Origin of the sequence: Streptomyces swartbergensis (genome assembly GCF_002148965.1) — a bacterium.
Classification (GTDB): Bacteria; Actinomycetota; Actinomycetes; order Streptomycetales; family Streptomycetaceae; genus Streptomyces; species Streptomyces swartbergensis.
The window spans coordinates 1-17,162 of sequence record NZ_NGFN01000055.1 but is presented as its reverse complement, the minus strand read 5'-3'; the positions used below and the strand labels follow the sequence as shown (position 1 = coordinate 17,162).

The following is a 17,162-nucleotide window of genomic DNA, read 5'->3' as shown; positions in this document are numbered from 1 at the left end:
CCAGCAGGCAACCATCAAAAACCCCTCAAGGAGCCGGCGCATGGGCCACCCCTTCCCGATCCGGGAGATCGCACGTCAGGCGGGCCTGAGCGAGGCGACCGTCGACCGCGTCCTCAACGGCCGGGGCGGGGTCCGGGAGAGCACCGCGCAGGAGGTGCACCGGGCGATAGCCGACCTGGACCGGCAGCGCACCCAGGTCCGGCTCGTCGGCCGGACTTTTATGGTCGACATCGTGATGCAGGCGCCCGAGCGCTTCACCACCGCGATCCGCGCCGCCCTGGAGGCCGAGCTGCCGTCCCTGCACCCGGCGGTGCTGCGCTCCCGCTTCCACTTCCGCGAGACGGGCCCGGTCGGGGAACTGGTGCGGATCCTGGACCGGATCGCCCGGCGCGGCTCGCAGGGCGTGATCCTCAAGGCCCCGGACGTCCCTGAGGTCACCGCCGCCGTCAGCCGTCTCGAAGCCGCCGGCATCCCGGTCGTGACCCTGGTGACCGACCTGCCGGCCAGCGCCCGGCTCGCCTACGTCGGCATCGACGACCGGGCGGCGGGCGCGACGGCCGCGTATCTGATGGGCCAGTGGCTGGGAGAGCGTCCGGGCAACATCCTGACCAGCCTCAGCAGCGGTTTCTTCCGCAACGAGGAGGAGCGCGAGATGGGCTTCCGCAGCGCCATGCGCGCCCGGCACCCCGAGCGCACGCTGGTCGAGATCGCCGAGGGACAGGGGCTGGACGCCACCCAGTACGACCTCGTCCGGGCCGCGCTGGAACGCGACCCGGACATCCGCGCGGTGTACTCGATCGGCGGCGGCAACATCGCCACGCTGAAGGCCTTCGACGACCTCGGCCGCGAGTGCGCCGTGTTCGTCGCGCACGACCTCGACCACGACAACACCCGGCTGCTGCGCGCGCACCGCCTGTCCGCCGTGCTCCACCACGACCTGCGCCAGGACGTGCGCGAGGCCTGCCACACGGTCATGCGGGCACACGGCGCGCTGCCGCCGGCCGGGCCGTCGCTGCCGTCGGCGATCCAGGTGGTGACGCCCTACAACATGCCGCCGCAGGCGACGGCCGTGTGAGCCGGGGCGGTGTCACGAACGGGACCCCGGCGTGTATCCGGAACGCCGTGCGCCACGGCCCCTACCGTCGTCCACATGTGGACATCGCGCCCGGACGGCGGGCCGGACCGGTTGCTGACGCTCGCCGACGGCGTGTTCGCCATCGCCATCACGCTGCTGGTCCTGGACCTCTACGTCCCGCGCGGCCTGGACGCGGACGAGTATCGCGAAGCCCTGCACCGGCTGCTCCCGGACCTCGGGGCCTACGCGCTCAGCGTCGCGGTGCTCGGCAGTTTCTGGCGCGACCACCGCAGGATCTTCCGTGACGTACGGGAGGTCGACGGACACGTGATCATCCTGTCCCTCACCGGCCTGGGTGTCGCGGCCCTGGTGCCCTTCCCGACCAGGCTGCTCGCGGAGTACGGAGACGTGCCCGTGTCGGTCGCCGTCTACGCGGCGGCGGTCGCCGCGCTCGGCGCCTGCCATCTGGCGCTGGCCGCCGTCCTGGCGAAGCGCCCCTGGCTGCGCGACGGCACCCCCTCCGACACCGGCAGCACGCCCTACCTCCTCGAGAGCGCCACGCTGGTGCTGGTGTTCGCCGTGACCGTCCCGCTGGCCCTGGTGGCCGGGGCCGCGGCCATGTGGTTGTGGCTCGTCCTCGTACCGGTGAGGTTCGTCCTCGGCCGCCGCCTCCAGAAGGCGGGCTGAACGTCACGCCCCCGCGGCCACGTCCGCCCAGGCACCGCTCGACGCCGACCGCGCCATCGCGTCCAGCGCGGCCGCACTGTGCACGGCGTCCGCGAGGGTCGCCCCGTGCGGGGTGCCCTCGGCGACCGACCGGAGGAAGCGGTACGCCTCGACGACCTTCAGGTCGTCGTACCCCATGGCGTTCGCCGCGCCCGGCTGGAACGCGGCGAACTCACCGTGGCCCGGGCCGACGTACACCGTGGTCACGGCCTGGTCCTGGTAGGACGTGCCGCGGCTGACCCCCAACTCGTTCATGCGGCGGAAGTCCCAGAACACCGCGCCCTTGGTGCCGTGCACCTCGAAGCCGTAGTTGTTCTGCTCGCCGACCGAGACCCGGCAGGCCTCCAGCACACCGCGCGCCCCGGAGGCGAAGCGCAGCAGGCAGCTGACGTAGTCCTCGTTCTCGACCGGGCCGAGTTCGCCGCCGGAGGCGCGGCTGTGGCCCGCCGTCGCCCCGGTCGGACGGGCCCGCTCCGGCAGGAAGATCGCCGTGTCGGCCGTGAGGGACGCGATGTCACCGAGCAGGTACCGGGCCAGGTCGGCCCCGTGCGAGGCCAGGTCGCCCAGCACGCCGCTGCCGCCCCGCTCCCGCTCGTACCGCCACGTCAGCGCGCCCTCGGGATGGGCCGCGTAGTCGCTGAACAGCCGGATCCGGACATGCGTGACCGTGCCGATCTCCCCCGAGGCGATCAGCTCGCGGGCCGCCTCGACGGCGGGCGCGTTGCGGTAGTTGAAGCCGACGGTGCCCTGCACGCCCGCCCGGGCCACCGCGTCCGCCACCGCACGGGCGTCCTCGGCGGTCAGACCCACCGGCTTCTCGATCCAGATGTGCTTGCCCGCCTCGGCCATGGCGACGCCGATCTCGCGGTGCAGGAAGTTCGGCGCGGTGATGCTGACCGCCTGCACCCGGGGGTCGGCGGCCACCTCGCGCCAGTCACGCGTGGTCGACGCGAACCCGAACTGCGCGGCGGCCTCCTCGGCCCGTCCCGGCACCTCCTCGGCGACCGTGACCAGTTCCGGAACGAGGGTCAGCTGCGGATAGTGGTGCCGCACGCGCGCGTACGCCTGGGTGTGCACCCGCCCCATCCAGCCGAAACCGACGACGGCGACGCCGAGCGTGTGCACCATGAGAGCCCCTTTTTGGACCGTTCCAGAACCTGTCCGGCCCACCCTGGGCGCGGTTTCCCGCAGCTGTCAACCCTCTGCCGGTCCTTTGACAAGGCGATGACCCGCATGGAACGGTCCATCCCATGAGACCGCCGACGATCCGCGACGTTGCCGAACGGGCCGGCGTCTCCAAGTCGCTGGTCTCCCTGGTGCTGCGCGGCTCCGACCAGGTACGCCCCGAGAAGCGCGAGGCCGTCCTGCGCGCCGCCCGGGAGCTCGGCTACCGGCCCAACGCCGCCGCGCGCAGCCTCAGCGAGCAGCGCACCCGCACGGTCGGTGTCCTGCTGAACGACCTGCGCAACCCGTGGTTCGTCGAGCTCCTCGACGGCCTCAACTCCCTCCTGCACGCGGGCGGCCTGCAGACGCTGCTCGCCGACGCCCGCCTCAACCGCCGCACCGGCCAGGACCCGGCCGATCCGCTCCTGGACCTCCGCGTCGACGGCCTGGTCGTGGTCGGGACCTTGCCCGGCCCGGCGGCCCTCGGCGCGGTCGCCGAGCGGATGCCGGTGGTCCTGGCGGGCGCCCGCGAGCCCGTGCCGCCCGGGGTGGACCAGGTCGCCGGCGACGACGAGCAGGGCGCCCGGCTGGTCACCGAGCACCTCATCGGCCTCGGCCACCGCCGCATCGCGCACCTCGCGGGCTACGGAGCCGTCGGCGAACTGCGTCGCCGCAGCTTCGAGGCGACGATGCGGGCGCACGGCCTGGCGGACCGGGCCGTCGTCGAGACCGGCGACATGACCGAGGAGGGCGGCTACCGCGCCACCGTCCGCCTCCTCAGCCGGCCCGACCGCCCCACCGCCGTCTTCGCCGTCAACGACATCACCTGCGTCGGCGCCCTCTCCGCGGCGGAGGAACTGGGCCTGCGCGTCCCGCACGACGTGTCCGTCGTCGGCTACGACAACACGAGCATTTCCCGGCTGCGCCACCTGTGGCTCACCACCGTCGACAACGCCGGTCACGAGGTCGGCCGCCGCGCCGCCCGCTTCCTCCTCGACCGGTTCGAGCGGCCCGGGGGAGAGGGGCGGGTGCATCTGGCGGCGCCGACGCTGGAGATCCGGGGGACGACGGCGCGGCCGTTCTGACTCTGCCCGATCGTTGAGCGGTCCGCTTTTTCGCTCTCCACTGTCAAGTCGTCAACCAGGCGAACGCCAAGGAGATTGCTTCCGGCGTTTTTCCCAAGTCGCCGCTCTTGTTGCGCGGGACTAGAATTTTTGCCAACACCCCAAATCCGAGAGTGCCAAGGTGGCTTGGCGTTTTCTTCTCTCTCCCTCCACGTTCGCTGGAGGAGGCATCTCATGGATTCGCACGCGGGCGAACAGCAGAGGAACATGCCGGGCCCAGAGGCCGGCCAACCGCTGAGGATGGTCCCGGAAGTGGGTGAACACGCGGATGCCGACGGTGTTCTGCGCACGTACGTGGATCCCGGAGCGACCCTGACCCGCGCGCCGACGGCGAGAAAGGCCATCGACCGTTTCATGAGGGCACGGTCCCAGGACCTCAAGACCGACCGCATCGACCTGCGCGAGGTGGATTCCGCCGAAGGCGCGGCCACGCTACGCGTGCGCTACCAGCAGTTCCACCACGACCTCCCGATCGTGGGAGCCACCGTTCAGGCCGTGGCCGACGTGAAACAGGCCGCGGTCATCCAGGTCGACCACACGGCGGAGATCGATGTCGCGGATGCCCCCGACCCCGGCACCGCCCAGCCGCTCGACGCAGTGCGGAAGAGCGCCCTCGCGCCGTTCCAGGGCGATTTCGAATCCGCCGGCGTCATCAGGGACGAGCTGGTGTACCTGCGGGACACGGCCAGGCCCCCGTTGCCGGAAACGGACTATCCCACGGCGTCGATCGCCCTGCTGAAAAAGGGCCGGAAGCCCGACGGCGCCCTCCATCTCGTCCACGATCTGCTCGTCGAGACCACCGGCCCCTTCGAACATTTCCGTGTCGTCATGGACGCCGTCTCCGGAAAACTGCTCTGGCTCGCCCTCGCGGGGAAATACGTGACGGCCGGCCTCAGAGTCTTCATGCCCGACCCCGTTACCGAGTCCGACGACGCCACCGTGCACGGCGGTTCCAGCACGGCCACCCTCGACGCCTCCTGCCGCAACGTCCAGACGGAGGTCGCTCCGGCCGTCGGGGGCAGGTTCCGGCTCGACGGGGACTGGATCAGGTGTACCGACTGGGACACCCCGGCCTTCCCTCAACCGGAGGAGACATCACCGGACTTCAGCTACCAGCCCTACCCCGCCGACCGCGCCTTCCTGAGCGCGAACGCCTACTACTGGCTCGACTCCTTCGCGCGCTACCTGCGCAGCCTGGGCAACACGACGCTCAACACCAACATGGTCAAGGTCGAGGTCGACGCCCAGGCCTATGACGGCGCCGACCAGAGCGAGTGGCACGGCACGCTGACACCCCCGCGGATCCGCTTCGGCGAGGGCGGGGCACCCGACGCGGGCGACCTCGGGGTCATCGCCCACGAGTACGCCCACGGCGTGTTCGACTGGCTCGGCGCCCAGCACGGCGGCTCCGGCTCGTACGAGCACAGCGTCTGCGACGCGCTGCCCGCGATCTACCGCGACAGGTTCAACCCCAACGGGCACCGGCGCACCGAGACGTTCCCCTTCGACAACAACGCGACGGACCAGTGGAGCACCGAGCGACGGCTCGACCTCACCGAGCGATTCGACGACCCGGCGTTCAACGGCTTCGGCGTCAACCTGCGCAACTCGATGCTCGGCACGGCACTGTGGCGGTGCTATCTGGGCATGGGGGGCGACTCACCCGATCCCGCCGTGCGGATCGCGGCGGCCGACGCGATCAACAGGACGATGCTGGAGATGCTGCTCATCGTGCCGGAGGACAGCTCAACGGCTGCGCGCCACGCCGTGAGCATGGCCAGGGGCTGCATCACAGCCGACTCCGCGCTCACCGGCGGCCTCTACAGCAAGGTGATGGACGAGGCCTTCGTGAGCCAGGGCCTCTGGGCGCCGCGGCCGGTGGACGTCTACATCGGCGACAACCCCGCGGACCTCGGCACCGTGCCGAGCAGCGCCCCGTTCTGGACGTCGCCGGACATCTGGGTCCGCAACAACGACATCAGCACAGGTGACAATCCCGAGCTCGGACACGAGCCGCCCATCAACAACCGGCCCAACTACCTCTATGTGCGGGTGCACAACCGAGGGACCCAGGCAGCCGCGAGCGGAGCGTTCCAAGTGGAGGCGTTCCGGTGCGATCCGGGCACGGGGATGCTGTGGTCGACGCACTTCCAGCCGCTGGGCACTCTGGTGATCAACCAGCCGATCCCGGCGGGCGGATCGGTGCGGGTGGGGCCGTTCGTGTGGACCCCGCAGATCGTCGACCACGAATGCCTGGTCGCCGTCGTGCACGGGGCCCCCGACCCCGCCGTCACCGCTACCCTCAACGGACCGGTGCCGCACGGTCACCTGATCCGGTTCGACAACAACGTGGCTCAGCGGAACGTGGCGCCGCAGCTGGCCGCACCGGGCGGCAAGACGCACATGACGATCACGCTGCGAGGCGGCCTTGCCCGCACCACCGGTTCCTGGCACCTGGACGCGACCGCCCTGCCGGACGACACGCAGGTCTCGATCCGCACGCTGAGCCGCATCACCCACGACGCGGAGCTGACCGGCCTCACCGTGACCGAGGCGGGCTCGGTGCGCTCCACGCTGGAGATGCCCGGCGGCGGAACGGCCGTGGTCGACGGGTTCACGCTGGACCCCGACGACCGGGTGGCGGCCGACATCGTGATCGACTTCTCCCACCACGCGGAGCACCTCCGCCTCTATCCGTTCGTGGCCACCCAGTACCAGGACGGGCTGATCGCGGGGCGGATGACCATCCAGATCACGGCCGTGAAGGAGCTGGAGGACTTCTTCTTCGGCAACCCGCGCAGCGGCGAACTGCACATCTCCACCTGCCCGCACTGGCCCAGGCTCGGTGCCGGCAGCAAGGTGCCCTTCCTGCGCGCCGAGGACGCGCTCGCGCGCGGCTACAACGGCTGTGCCTACTGCCAGCCCGCCCTCAACACCGGCTGAGGAGGCCTGCCATGGGACGTGATCTACCCCTCGCGCCTCCCGAGAAGGGATACCCGCCCAGTCCCGCCGAACGCTTCGTGCCGACGGGACGCGAGAAGGCAGGCTCAGCGCGGTGGAGGTCCACCGGCCCACCCGTCGATTCGGTGTCGGCGGATGCGCTGCGGAACACGGTCGAGGAACTGGCCGCCTTTCATACGCGGCACACCTTCTCGCCCCTCATCGGCCCCGCCGCCGAGGAGATTGTGAACCGGCTGACCGCGGCCGGGTACCCGGACGTGGTCCGGCGCACATGGACCAACGCCGGTCACAGCGCCGACAACGTCATCTGCACCAAGCCCGGCACGGAACCCGGCAGCCCCGTGGTCCTGCTGTGCGCCCACTATGACTGCCGCATGGAGGACCCGCACGACGCGACGGCACGCGCGCCGGGCGCCGACGACAACGCCGGCGGGGTGGCCGCGATCATCGAGATCGCGCGCCTTCTGGCGACTGTTCCGCTGCCTTCGACGATCCGTTTCGTGGCGTTCTCCGGCGAGGAGCAGGGGCTGTGGGGATCCTCGGCGTACGCCGAGGCGCTGCACGCGGCGGGGGACGGGGCCCACCAGGTCGTGAACCTCGACATGGTGGGCAGACCGCCGGCGGACGGCTCCGTGACGGTGGAACGCGACCTGGGGAACTCCGTACCGGGCAATGATGCCGCGTCGCAGGCCTTCGCCGAGGTGATGGCGCGGGCGGCCGCGGACCACACGGCGCTGCCGGTCCGGCTCGGCCCCATCTACTCCAGCGACTACATGCCGTTCGAGGCACGGGGCGACGTGACGATCGGTGCGTACGAGGGGGAGGGGAACCCGCACTACCACCGGACGTCCGACACGCCCGAGACGCTCGACTACGGCTACCTCGCCGACGTCACGAGGCTCACCCTGGCGACCCTGCTGGCCTGACCGGTGTGCCGGCCGCTGCCAGGGTGTGGCGATCTTTTCGACGGCCTCGACAGGTGCCGGGCGGGAGTTCATCGGCGCCCACTGAGCGGGGAGTCTGCCCGTGGTGTCCGTCTCGACCTCTATGCCCCTGGTCAGGGGTACCCGTCGACTTAGCGTATTGTTTGCGGCATATGCCCACGAGTTGAGGCTTGCGGGCATCCTAGGGCGAAGGGGGAGCAACGGGTGGATGACGCGCGGGACCGGCGTGTCCGGCGAGCCGAAGCGACCGGAGGTGCCGTCACGGGGCTCCTCGCCATCGCGTCCTGTGCCGGACACGCGACCAAGGCGGACCTGCCCTGGTGGGCCGTCCTCGCCGTCGCCGTGTCGACAGCGGGCCTCGCCGGCTGGACCGGCGCACATCTCGGCCGTCAGCGCGGGGGATGTGACGAGGGCGCCGTGGAGGCCGGCGAGAAACCCCTCGGCGCGTACGCGATCCTCCCTCCGCACCCCGCCGGTCACCCGCCGCTCGACGCCCACGAGGGCCCGGTGTGTGGATGCGGTAGGGTTGACCTGCGCGATCACGCGGTTCACCCGCGCGAGCCCGCATCGGGACGTGGCGCAGCTTGGTAGCGCACTTGACTGGGGGTCAAGGGGTCGCAGGTTCAAATCCTGTCGTCCCGACGTGTGAGGCAGCAGATCAGAGGCCGTACCGGAGCTTTCCGGTACGGCCTCTTGGTCGTTCCGGGCTCGAGAGCAGGCCGGCCGGCCCGTGACCATGGCCTTCAGATCGGCAGCGCCTCCGGCACTCCGTTCCTGCGCACCCACTCCACGCGGTACTCGGCGGCCAGGGCCAGACCCCGGCGGCCGGCCTCGGGCGGCCGGCCTCGGCGGGTACCGGGAGCCGGCACAGGGCGTCCAGCGTGCGCAGCATCGTCTCGGCGAAGTGCTGCCCCAGTGCCGTGAGGCGACCCGAGGACAGCAGGACCTCCGTGGCTTCCCGGGCGCCCGCGCGCCAGCGCGCGAACTGGGCGTGCGCCCGCGCGAGTTCCTCGGGGTCCTGCCCCACAGCCCGGTGCCGGTTCCAGAACTCCGCCACCCCCAGGTGCGCGTACGCCCCGTAGAACAAGGCCGATCAAAGGCCGGGGATCCGGACGCCAGGGCACGTAGTAGCGCTCGTCGCCGCCGGGCTCGAACAGGTCGAAGAGGTGCAGGACGGCGGCGAACTTGCTGTGCTGCAACTCGTGGGCGAGGGACAGGGCGAGAGCGCGACCGGTGCGCGGCCGGGACAGCGCCATGGAGCCGAACGCCTCCGCGCTGCTGCCGCTGAAGCTGCCCGTCCGGCCGAGGGGCACCAAGGTGCGTGGACCGGCGGCGAGTTCGGCGCAGGTCTCCGGGTGGTGGGCCCGCAGCAGCCGGCAGGCCTCCCGGGCCGTGGCCTCCCACCAGCGCAGATCGTCCGCCGTCAGACCCAGCGGCCGCTCGGGCACGCCGGGGAGGCGCAGCGGATCCACGTCGTCCAGGAGCAGGGCGATCCGGTGTCAGCAGCGCGTCGCACACCCGCTCGAAGTCGCTCCGGTGCCGCTCGGCCCACTCGTCCAGCGAGAGCACGCCGCCCTTGCGCCCGGGGACCTCGACGGCCTCCACACCGCTGCCCGTCCCGGCGGGCCGCCGCGCCACACCGAGCCGCAGTGCCGCGTCCCTTGAGCTCGCCCCGGTGCTCGTCGGCCAGGCAGTACACCAGCCGGACATCACTCCTGCCGGTGTCCGCGACGGCCGGCCCGGCGGTGGCGGGAAGCAGCAGGGCGAGCGCCGGGACGCCGTGAACGGCACGCCGCCCGCCCCCGCTCGCTCTCCGTACGCCCATCCGGCCTCCTCGTGCCCCTGCCCGCGGCCGCGCCCGGCCACCGCACACCCTTCGGCTACGCGGAGGACCGCAGTCCGTCGGCCGTGGCCGGAGGTGCCGGCGGCCCGCCCCCGGCGGTTCAGGACGGCGTGGCCGACGACGCATGGCGTGGTCGAGGACGTCACCCACCCCCGATGAGGCGACGTCCTCGACCGTTCCCCCGGCGCCGGACTGTGGCTCAGCTGCCCGCGCGGCGGATTCGTGCCGTCACCAGCACATCACCGCCGTCTCGCCGGAACCCCAGGCGGAGTGCAGGCGTACGCGGACGACGTAGCGGCGGCCCTTGACGAGCCGGGCGCTGATCGTGGCGTTGTGCGGAGTTCCCCCGTCGTCCTCCCCGGCGAGGTAGCGCGGTTCCCCGTCCCGCTCCTCGAAGACCACGACGACGGCGTCTCTGTCGCCGAAGGTGCCCAGCGTGTACGTGCGGGTCTCCGGCGGGTCGACGACGAAGTCGGCCTGTTCGCCCGGCCCGAGACCGAGCGGTGCCGAGCGGAACGGCACCAGCGCGGGCGGGGCGGGCCCTCCGGATGTGCCGGCGGATACCAGCGGAGCACGAACTCCTTGTCGGCGGCGGACAGGGTGCCGGGCGGGTGGAGACCCGCACGGTACTGCTCCGGCTCCAGGACCAGCCTCGACGGGAACGGAAACTCCATGACCGAATGCGGGTCCCAGACGGAGTCGTTGACCTCGTCCGGGTCGAGCTTGCGCAGGACGTTGTAGTGCGTCCGCTCCCGGCTCCAGTGGTGGGGCGGGCCCGCCAGATCGGCGTACACGGCCTCGTCGTCCCAGTGGAGACCGGCGAACGGGCTCTGGTGCTCGTGCAGCATGCCGAGCGCGTGCCCGATCTCGTGCAGGGCCGTCCCGCGCTCCCCGGGCGCGGTCAGGTCCCAGCCGAAGTTCATGGTGCGCTCGTGCCGGCCGGCCGGCAGCGCGTCCCGGCCCACCGCCGACCAGGAGCCGGCGCCGAGCTGGAACCCGATGCGCAGTTCGGCCTCCGAGGGGTCGTCGACCTCGGCGAAGGTGATCCCGATGCCGAGGTCCTGCCACTCCTCGAAGCACTCGCGCACCACGTCCCGCTGCTCCTCGGCGCCGGCCCACGACACCCGTCGCGTCATCCCCGTCCCCGGCACGGGGATGACGGACGCGTCGGTGTCACGGTCGAAGAAGCAGTAGTGCAGGACCGTGCCGTTGACCCACATCCGCCGCCCGCTCGCGAGCGCGCTCAGCCGCTCGGCTGCCGGCCCCGGTGCGAAGGCGGGCGCCGGCGCCTGTGCCAGCGAGCAGTAGCGTGCGGTCATGGCCACAGCCTGCCCGCGGCCGGTCCCGGGCGCCTGAGTCGGGGGGCTACTCAAGTCGCCCTGTATCAGAAGTGAGGAGCGGCGCTCATGCATGTGTGACGACTTACGAGCGGGACGCGACGACGCTGGAGCCGCCCTGGCCGTTCGCCGGGCGGGAGGACGAACTGGAGCTGGTCCGCCGGTCCCTGGCCGGCGCACGCCGCGGCATCGTGGTGACGGGCCCGGCGGGCTGCGGCAAGACCCGCCTCGTCACCGAGGCGATCCGCGGCACCGACTGCGCCCGGGCGGCGGGTACGCCCGAGAGCCGGGCCATCCTCTTCGCCGCGTTCGCCCATCTGCTGCCGGAGCCGGTCACCCTGCACCGCGCGGTCCAGCTCCTGTCGGGCGTACGGACGCTGGTCGTGGACGACGCCCAGCTGCTAGACGACGCCTCCGCCGCCCTGGTCCACCAGCTCGCCGTGCACGGCCGCACCCGCCTGCTGGTCGTCGCCACGGACGGCACCCCGGTGCCGGGTGCGATCTCCCGGTTGTGGACCGGTGAGCTGCTGCCGCGTCTCGCCCTGGAACGGCTGCCCGAGGAGGAGACCGCGCAACTGCTCGCGGCGGCCGGGGCCGGACCTCTCGAACCACTGACCGTCAACCGGTTGCGGCGCCTGAGCCGGGGCGACCTGCGGCTGCTGCGCGACCTGCTGGGGGCCGTCCGCGGACAGCTGACCCCCGTGCCGGACACCGGCGAACGGGCGTGGCGGGGACCGGTGCCGCTGACCACGGCCGTCCGCGAACGCACCGCCCAGGTCCTCGGCCGCACCCGCCCGCTCGAACGAGAGACCCTCGACCGCCTCGCCTTCGCCGAACCCCTGTCGCCGGCATGGGACGACCTCGACCTCGGAGCCCTCGAAGTCCTGGAGAACGACGGCCTGATCGAGGTCGGCGACCTGGGCGGTGTCCGCCTCGCCCACCCCCTCCACGGCCCGGTGCTCAGGGCCGCGGCGGGCCGGCTGCGGGCGCGCCGGCTGTCCCGGACGCCCGACGCGTACGCCGCCGCCCTCGACGYGGAGTCGGCCGCGCTGGCCCGCCGGATCAACCAGGACGACGTACGGGCGGTGCCCACTCCGGTGGGGGAGTGGCTGGTCGCCGAGGGCGGCCCGCTGCCCGGCCGGTACGCTGCCGTACGCGCCCGGTTCGCCCGGCTGCGGGGCGAGTTGAGGGAAGCGGAGGCCTGGGCGAGAGAGGGCCTGCGGGGCGATCCCGGGGACGCGTCGTGCCGGGCGGAACTCACCCGCGCCTCCGCACCCGTGGACAGCCGGGAGGAGCTGGACCTCGAAGCCCTCGCCGAGCCCTACGAGGCCGTCCGGCTCGGCGTCCCCGAGAAGGTCATCGACCGGCTGACCGGCGTGTTCGCCCGGCACGCCGACGCCCTCACCCGTGCCGACGGCCCGGCCCTGGACGAGGTGGCCGAGGAGTTGGAGCGGCGCGGCTTCACGCTGTTCGCCGCGGAGGCGCACGCCCAGGCCGTGCGCGCCCACCGCGATCCGAGCGCTGCCCGCCACTCCCGCACCCGGGCCGTCGCCCTGGCCCGGCGCTGCCAGGGCGCCCGCACACCCGCCCTGTCCGGGCTGGTCCTCGGCGAACTCACCGCCCGGCAACGGCAGATCGTCACGCTCGCGGCGGCCGGCCTGAGCAACCGGCAGATCGCCGAACGCCTCACCCTGTCGATCCGGACCGTCGGTAACCACCTGTACAGCGCCTACGCCCGCCTCGGCGCGAGCGACCGCGGCGCCCTGCCCTGGCTGACGGAAGTCCCGCAGGCCCAGCCGGCCTGAGGCCGCACCCGGACCGGCGGCCTGACCCGAACAGGGGACGGGTCAGGCCGCCCCGAACGCCGAGAACGCCCAGCCCGTGGCCTGGTGCAGCGCGTCGCCCGGCAGGGCGGCCCGGGCGTCGCGCAGCGCCTCCGCCAGGGACAGGCCGGCCCCGAGGCCCTTGTGCAGCGCGAGCATCAGCGGCACCACCGCGGCGTCGTTGACGGGCGCGCTGCACGCCACCACCCCGGCCGTGCCGAGCGGCAGCAGGGCGGTGACCAGGCCGAGCAGTTCGTCGGCGCCGACGGAGGCGAGGAGCGCGGTGTCGCAGCAGGACAGGATGATCCGGTAGGGGCTGCGGTCCAGACGCTCGAAGTCGTGCACGACGATCGGGCCGTCGGCCATCCGCAGCGAGGAGAACAGCGGGCTGTCCGCGCGGAACGTGCCGTGCGCGGCGATGTGCGCCAGCGCGGCCCCGTCCAGCTCCTCCAGCACGCGCGGCACCCGCGCCTCGTCGTCCTCCAGGACGGTCGCACAGGCGTAGCGGCCGGCCAGTTCGGGCACCTCGGCGCCGCCCGTGGCCAGGCCCGGGCCGCGTACCAGCACATGGCGGCCGTCCGGCGGCGGCGCGGTCTCCCGGGCCCGCAGCCAACTGCCCGCCGACGGCGAGACGCTGAGCACCCGTTCCCGCAGCGACGGCAGCAGCGCCCACGGCACCCGGTGCAGCCGCCCCGGCGGCACGATCGCCACCGGGCCGCCGCCCAGGTGCGCCGCGGCCGGTCCGAGCAGCAGCTCCTCCAGCCGCCGCCCCGCGGCCTCCACCACCGCAAGCCGTGCCTCGGCCCCGGGGTGCGCCAGCCGCCGCAGCCCCGCCTGCACGTGCTCGGCCTCAGTCTCCGCGTCGGCCAGCAGCCCGGCCTCGAACCTGCGCACCCGCCCCTGTCCGCACAGCAGCACCTGCACCCGCCCGTCGAGCACGGCGAGTTCCACCAGCCGTACCTCGTCGGCCAGTTGCTCCAGCAGCCGGCCGACGTCGAAACGGTCACCGTCCCCGGGGGCCTCGCCGCGCATGTGCAGGGTCCGGGAGCGGATCTGCCGTTCCAGGCGCCGCTGTTCACGCTCCAGTGCCGGAACCGGCCGGCCCTCCATCCGGGCGGCCTCCGCGCGGGAGGCGATCTCGCGGAAGGCCGTCATGCCGCTGAGCAGTTCCGGGTCGGCGGGCGGCCTGGTCGGCGGGGTGGACAGCACGGTGGCCCGCCACCGCTCGCTCCACACCAGCAGCCGCCGCGGGCCGCCGGAGACCAGGCTCGCCCGCCCGGCCAACGCGGCCAGCTCCGCGCCCTGTTCGGTGGCGCGGGCCCGCAGCTCCGAGGCGCCCAGCGTCATCCGGTGGTCGTCGAGCACGTCCAGGCCGCGCCGGCACGCCTCCAGGACGCCCCGGGTCGACCCGGCGGCCCGGGCGCGCAGCGCCTGCGCCGCCCAGCCCGTCATCCGCGCCAGCGGCGGGCCGCTGCGTCTGCTGCGGGCGGCGACGGCCAGATGCCGCTCCGCGTCCGCCGTCCAGCCCAGGCCCAGCGCGATCCGGCCCGCGAGCAGCGACGCCTCCGGCGCGGCCGGCGCACCGAAGGCGGCCAGCTTCCCGGCCACCGCGGCGGCGTCGGCGACCAGCCGCCCCGAACCGCGCCCGGCCGCGTGCCGCGCCTCGATCAGCACCAGCCGGGCGTGCGTCTCCCACCAGGTGCGCCGCTGCCCGGCGAACAGCCGTACCGCCAGGGCGGCACGGGCGATCGCCGTTTGCGGGTCCCCGGCCAGCCGTGCGGCCCGCGCGGCGGCCAGCAGCAGCTCCGCCTTGCGGGTGGACTGCCCGCCGATCCCGTCCAGCTTCCCGATCGCCGCGTCCGCCTCGGCCAGCGCCTCGGGGGCCAGCCCGGCCGCCATCAGCACCTCACAGCGCCGGATGTTCAGCATGAACGTCGGCGTGCCCAGCCGGGCGTAGCGCTCCTCCGCCTCGTCGAGCAGCCGCAGCGCCGCCGGCACGTCACCGGACCGGAACGCGGCGAGCCCCTGGCTCTCCACCGCGTCGGCCTTGTCGTGCTCCTGGCCGGTGGTGTCCCACAGCGCCTCGGCAGCGGTGAAGTCCGCCTCGGCCCGCTCCACCGCGCCCAACGCCAGGTGCACGGTCGCCCGCAGCGTCAGCGCCCGCGCCGTCCAGATCACGTCCTGCGCCTGGCGCAGCACGGGAATCGCCCGGCGCACGTCCTCCAGCGCCTCGCGATGGTGACCGAGCACCCACCACACATACGCCCGCCGGTACAGCACTCGCGCCCGCGTGTGCCCGACGCCGCGCGCGACGCCCCGCTCGAACGCCGCCAGGCCCTCCCGGGTACGGCCCGCGTGCACCAGCGCCACGCCCAGGGTGGCCAGCACGTCCGCCTCCCGGTCGGCCGAGTCCGCCCGCGCCGCGCACTTCCGGGCCCGCCGCAGATGGTTCAGCGCGAGCCGCAGATCACCGAAGTCCCGCTGCCAGATGCCGATCACCTGATGGGCGACGGACGCGTCCAGCGGGGAGGGATCGGCGTCGAGCAGTGCCCGGGCCCTCGCGTGAGCCTCGCCCGGGTCGGCGAACACCATCGGCAGCAGTTCCCGCACCGAGTCGCTTCCCGCTGTCACTCCTCGGATGGTAGTGGTCCCGGAACCGCACCACACCGGGTCGGCGCTGTATCAAATGACCGCCCGGCGGCTCTTGTCGACGAGCACCGACGACCGTTCGCCGCACCGACCGACGCCGTCGCCCAGTGGGAGGACCCGCATGGCACCTCAGCGATTCCACGAGCAGTTCGACCAGATCCAGCGCTCGATGCCCGACGTCCCCCTGGCGATGGGACCGGACGACTCGGCCGAGTTCATGTACGAGAAGGGCGTCGTCCTCGTCCGCGACGGCGAGGAGGCCCGGATCGTCGAGGACACCGTACGGGCGCACTTCACGGCGGCACCCGACCTCGACCAGGACCAGGTCCGCCGGGCGGGCCCGCGGGCCAACCGCAGCGGCGTCACCCGCATCCGGGTCGGCGACCCCGGCGAGGGGAGCCGGGGAGCCGACCGTGCCGTCGCGCAGGCACTGCGGTCCGTGCGCGAGCGCGAGGCGCGGGCCGGGCACCGGATGGCCGCCCGCAACCACGTGGTGCACATCGCGGTCAACGCCTGCCCCGGTGACGAACCCGTACCCGTCCCGGTGAGCGAGCCGCCCAACCCGGCGGCGGCGGACACGGCGTACGACCCGGGCACCGCCGTCGGCGTCCTCGTCGTCGACACCGGCCTCACGCACGACTACCGCTCCTGCGCGCTCCTCGCCCACGCCGACGGCGACCCCCAGGTGCAGGAGTGCGACGAGCAGGGGATCCTCCAGCAGTACGTCGGGCACGGCACGTTCATCGCCGGGCTCGTCGCCTCCGTCGCGCCCAACACCGACATCACCGTGCGCGGCAGCCTCAACGACGCCGGTGCCATCCTGGAGTCGGAGTTCGGCGAGAAGCTCTTCGAGGCCGTTGACGCCGGCGGCTGGCCCGACGTCCTCAGCCTCTCCGCCGGCACCTCCAACGGCCGCACCGACGGCCTGCTCGGCGTGGAGAACTTCATGCGGGAACTGCGCGAGCAGCGCACCCTGCTGGTCGCCGCCGCCGGCAACAACGGCAGCGTCACCCCCTTCTGGCCCGCCGCCTACGCCGACCTGCCCGGCTGGGAGGACTCCCTGCTGTCGGTCGGCGCGCTGCGCAGCAACGGCGAGTCCGGCGCCTGCTTCACCAACCACGGCCCCTGGGTGAAGGTCTACGCCCCCGGCGAACGCCTCACCAGCGCCCTCACCGGCTTCGACAGGCCCGTCCCGTACGTCTACCAGCACTCCACCTACGACACCTGCCGCTACGGCTTCACCTACGGCTGCACCTGCCGGCACCCCCGACACACCGGCGTGCTGAGCGACGAGAACGCCTCCGCCAAGCCGGACCAGGTGATGTTCGAGGGGTACGCGCAGTGGAGCGGCACCTCCTTCGCCACCCCCGTGACCGCCGGCGTGGTCGCCGCCCACATGACGGCGCACAAGGAGACCGACCCACGCGCGGCCCGGCGGCAACTGCTCACCGCCGGCACCGGGGTCGCGGAAGTGCGCGGGGCGCACGTACCCGCGCTGCGCCCGCCCACCTGGCGC

Annotated in this window: 10 protein-coding genes, 1 tRNA gene and 2 pseudogenes; 8 read left to right on the top strand and 5 right to left on the bottom strand. The window is 73.2% G+C overall.

The window, feature by feature from the left end; translation table 11 throughout:
- Nucleotides 1-40 precede the first annotated feature (40 nt).
- Nucleotides 41-1,075: a LacI family DNA-binding transcriptional regulator gene (locus CA983_RS11980; RefSeq protein ID WP_086600875.1), complete on the top strand. Its 1,035-nt coding sequence runs from the start codon at nt 41-43 to the stop codon at nt 1,073-1,075.
- A 75-nt stretch (nt 1,076-1,150) separates the two neighbouring features.
- Complete coding sequence (locus CA983_RS11975) at nt 1,151-1,762, top strand: TMEM175 family protein (RefSeq protein ID WP_208636942.1); 612 nt, start codon at nt 1,151-1,153, stop codon at nt 1,760-1,762.
- A gap of 3 nt (nt 1,763-1,765) precedes the next feature.
- On the opposite strand, the gene CA983_RS11970 is transcribed toward CA983_RS11975, so the two are convergent.
- A complete protein-coding gene (locus tag CA983_RS11970) occupies nt 1,766-2,929 on the bottom strand; it encodes a Gfo/Idh/MocA family protein (protein ID WP_086600874.1) in 1,164 nt (387 codons plus the stop codon).
- A 122-nt stretch (nt 2,930-3,051) separates the two neighbouring features.
- Between CA983_RS11970 and CA983_RS11965 the strand changes: the two genes are divergently transcribed.
- The 4 genes from CA983_RS11965 to CA983_RS11950 all read left to right on the top strand — a co-directional run bounded on the left by CA983_RS11965 (nt 3,052) and on the right by CA983_RS11950 (nt 8,636).
- A complete protein-coding gene (locus CA983_RS11965) occupies nt 3,052-4,050 on the top strand; it encodes a LacI family DNA-binding transcriptional regulator (protein WP_086600873.1) in 999 nt (332 codons plus the stop codon).
- A gap of 291 nt (nt 4,051-4,341) precedes the next feature.
- The gene (locus tag CA983_RS11960) at nt 4,342-7,032 is read left to right on the top strand and encodes a gluzincin family metallopeptidase (protein WP_244206818.1); all 2,691 of its coding nucleotides are present in this window, start codon (nt 4,342-4,344) and stop codon (nt 7,030-7,032) included.
- A gap of 11 nt (nt 7,033-7,043) precedes the next feature.
- Entirely contained in the window at nt 7,044-7,976 is a 933-nt protein-coding gene (locus tag CA983_RS11955; protein WP_086600871.1) for a M28 family metallopeptidase, read from the top strand.
- A gap of 586 nt (nt 7,977-8,562) precedes the next feature.
- Nucleotides 8,563-8,636, top strand: a tRNA-Pro gene (locus CA983_RS11950).
- Nucleotides 8,637-8,652: 16 nt separating this feature from the next.
- Here the strand turns inward: CA983_RS11950 and CA983_RS48910 are convergent.
- The 3 genes and pseudogenes from CA983_RS48910 to absR1 all read right to left on the bottom strand — a co-directional run bounded on the left by CA983_RS48910 (nt 8,653) and on the right by absR1 (nt 11,156).
- A complete protein-coding gene (locus tag CA983_RS48910; RefSeq protein WP_341866663.1) occupies nt 8,653-9,051 on the bottom strand; it encodes a hypothetical protein in 399 nt (132 codons plus the stop codon).
- A gap of 94 nt (nt 9,052-9,145) precedes the next feature.
- A pseudogene (locus CA983_RS48905) lies at nt 9,146-9,442 on the bottom strand (aKG-HExxH-type peptide beta-hydroxylase); the annotation flags it as partial.
- 623 nt (nt 9,443-10,065) lie between these two features.
- Nucleotides 10,066-11,156, bottom strand: a pseudogene (gene absR1 / locus CA983_RS11940) (beta-glucuronidase AbsR1).
- Between the two features lie 95 nt (nt 11,157-11,251).
- On the opposite strand from absR1, the gene CA983_RS11935 reads away from it, so the two are divergent.
- Nucleotides 11,252-12,979: a LuxR family transcriptional regulator AbsR2 gene (locus CA983_RS11935; protein ID WP_086600870.1), complete on the top strand. Its 1,728-nt coding sequence runs from the start codon at nt 11,252-11,254 to the stop codon at nt 12,977-12,979.
- A 42-nt stretch (nt 12,980-13,021) separates the two neighbouring features.
- On the opposite strand, the gene CA983_RS11930 is transcribed toward CA983_RS11935, so the two are convergent.
- Nucleotides 13,022-15,589 (bottom strand): CHAT domain-containing protein, encoded by a 2,568-nt coding sequence (locus CA983_RS11930; protein ID WP_086600888.1) that lies wholly within the window; start codon nt 15,587-15,589, stop codon nt 13,022-13,024.
- Nucleotides 15,590-15,767: 178 nt separating this feature from the next.
- On the opposite strand from CA983_RS11930, the gene CA983_RS11925 reads away from it, so the two are divergent.
- Nucleotides 15,768-17,162 (top strand): S8/S53 family peptidase (locus tag CA983_RS11925; protein ID WP_086600869.1); only part of this gene is annotated, 1,395 nt, incomplete at its 3' end.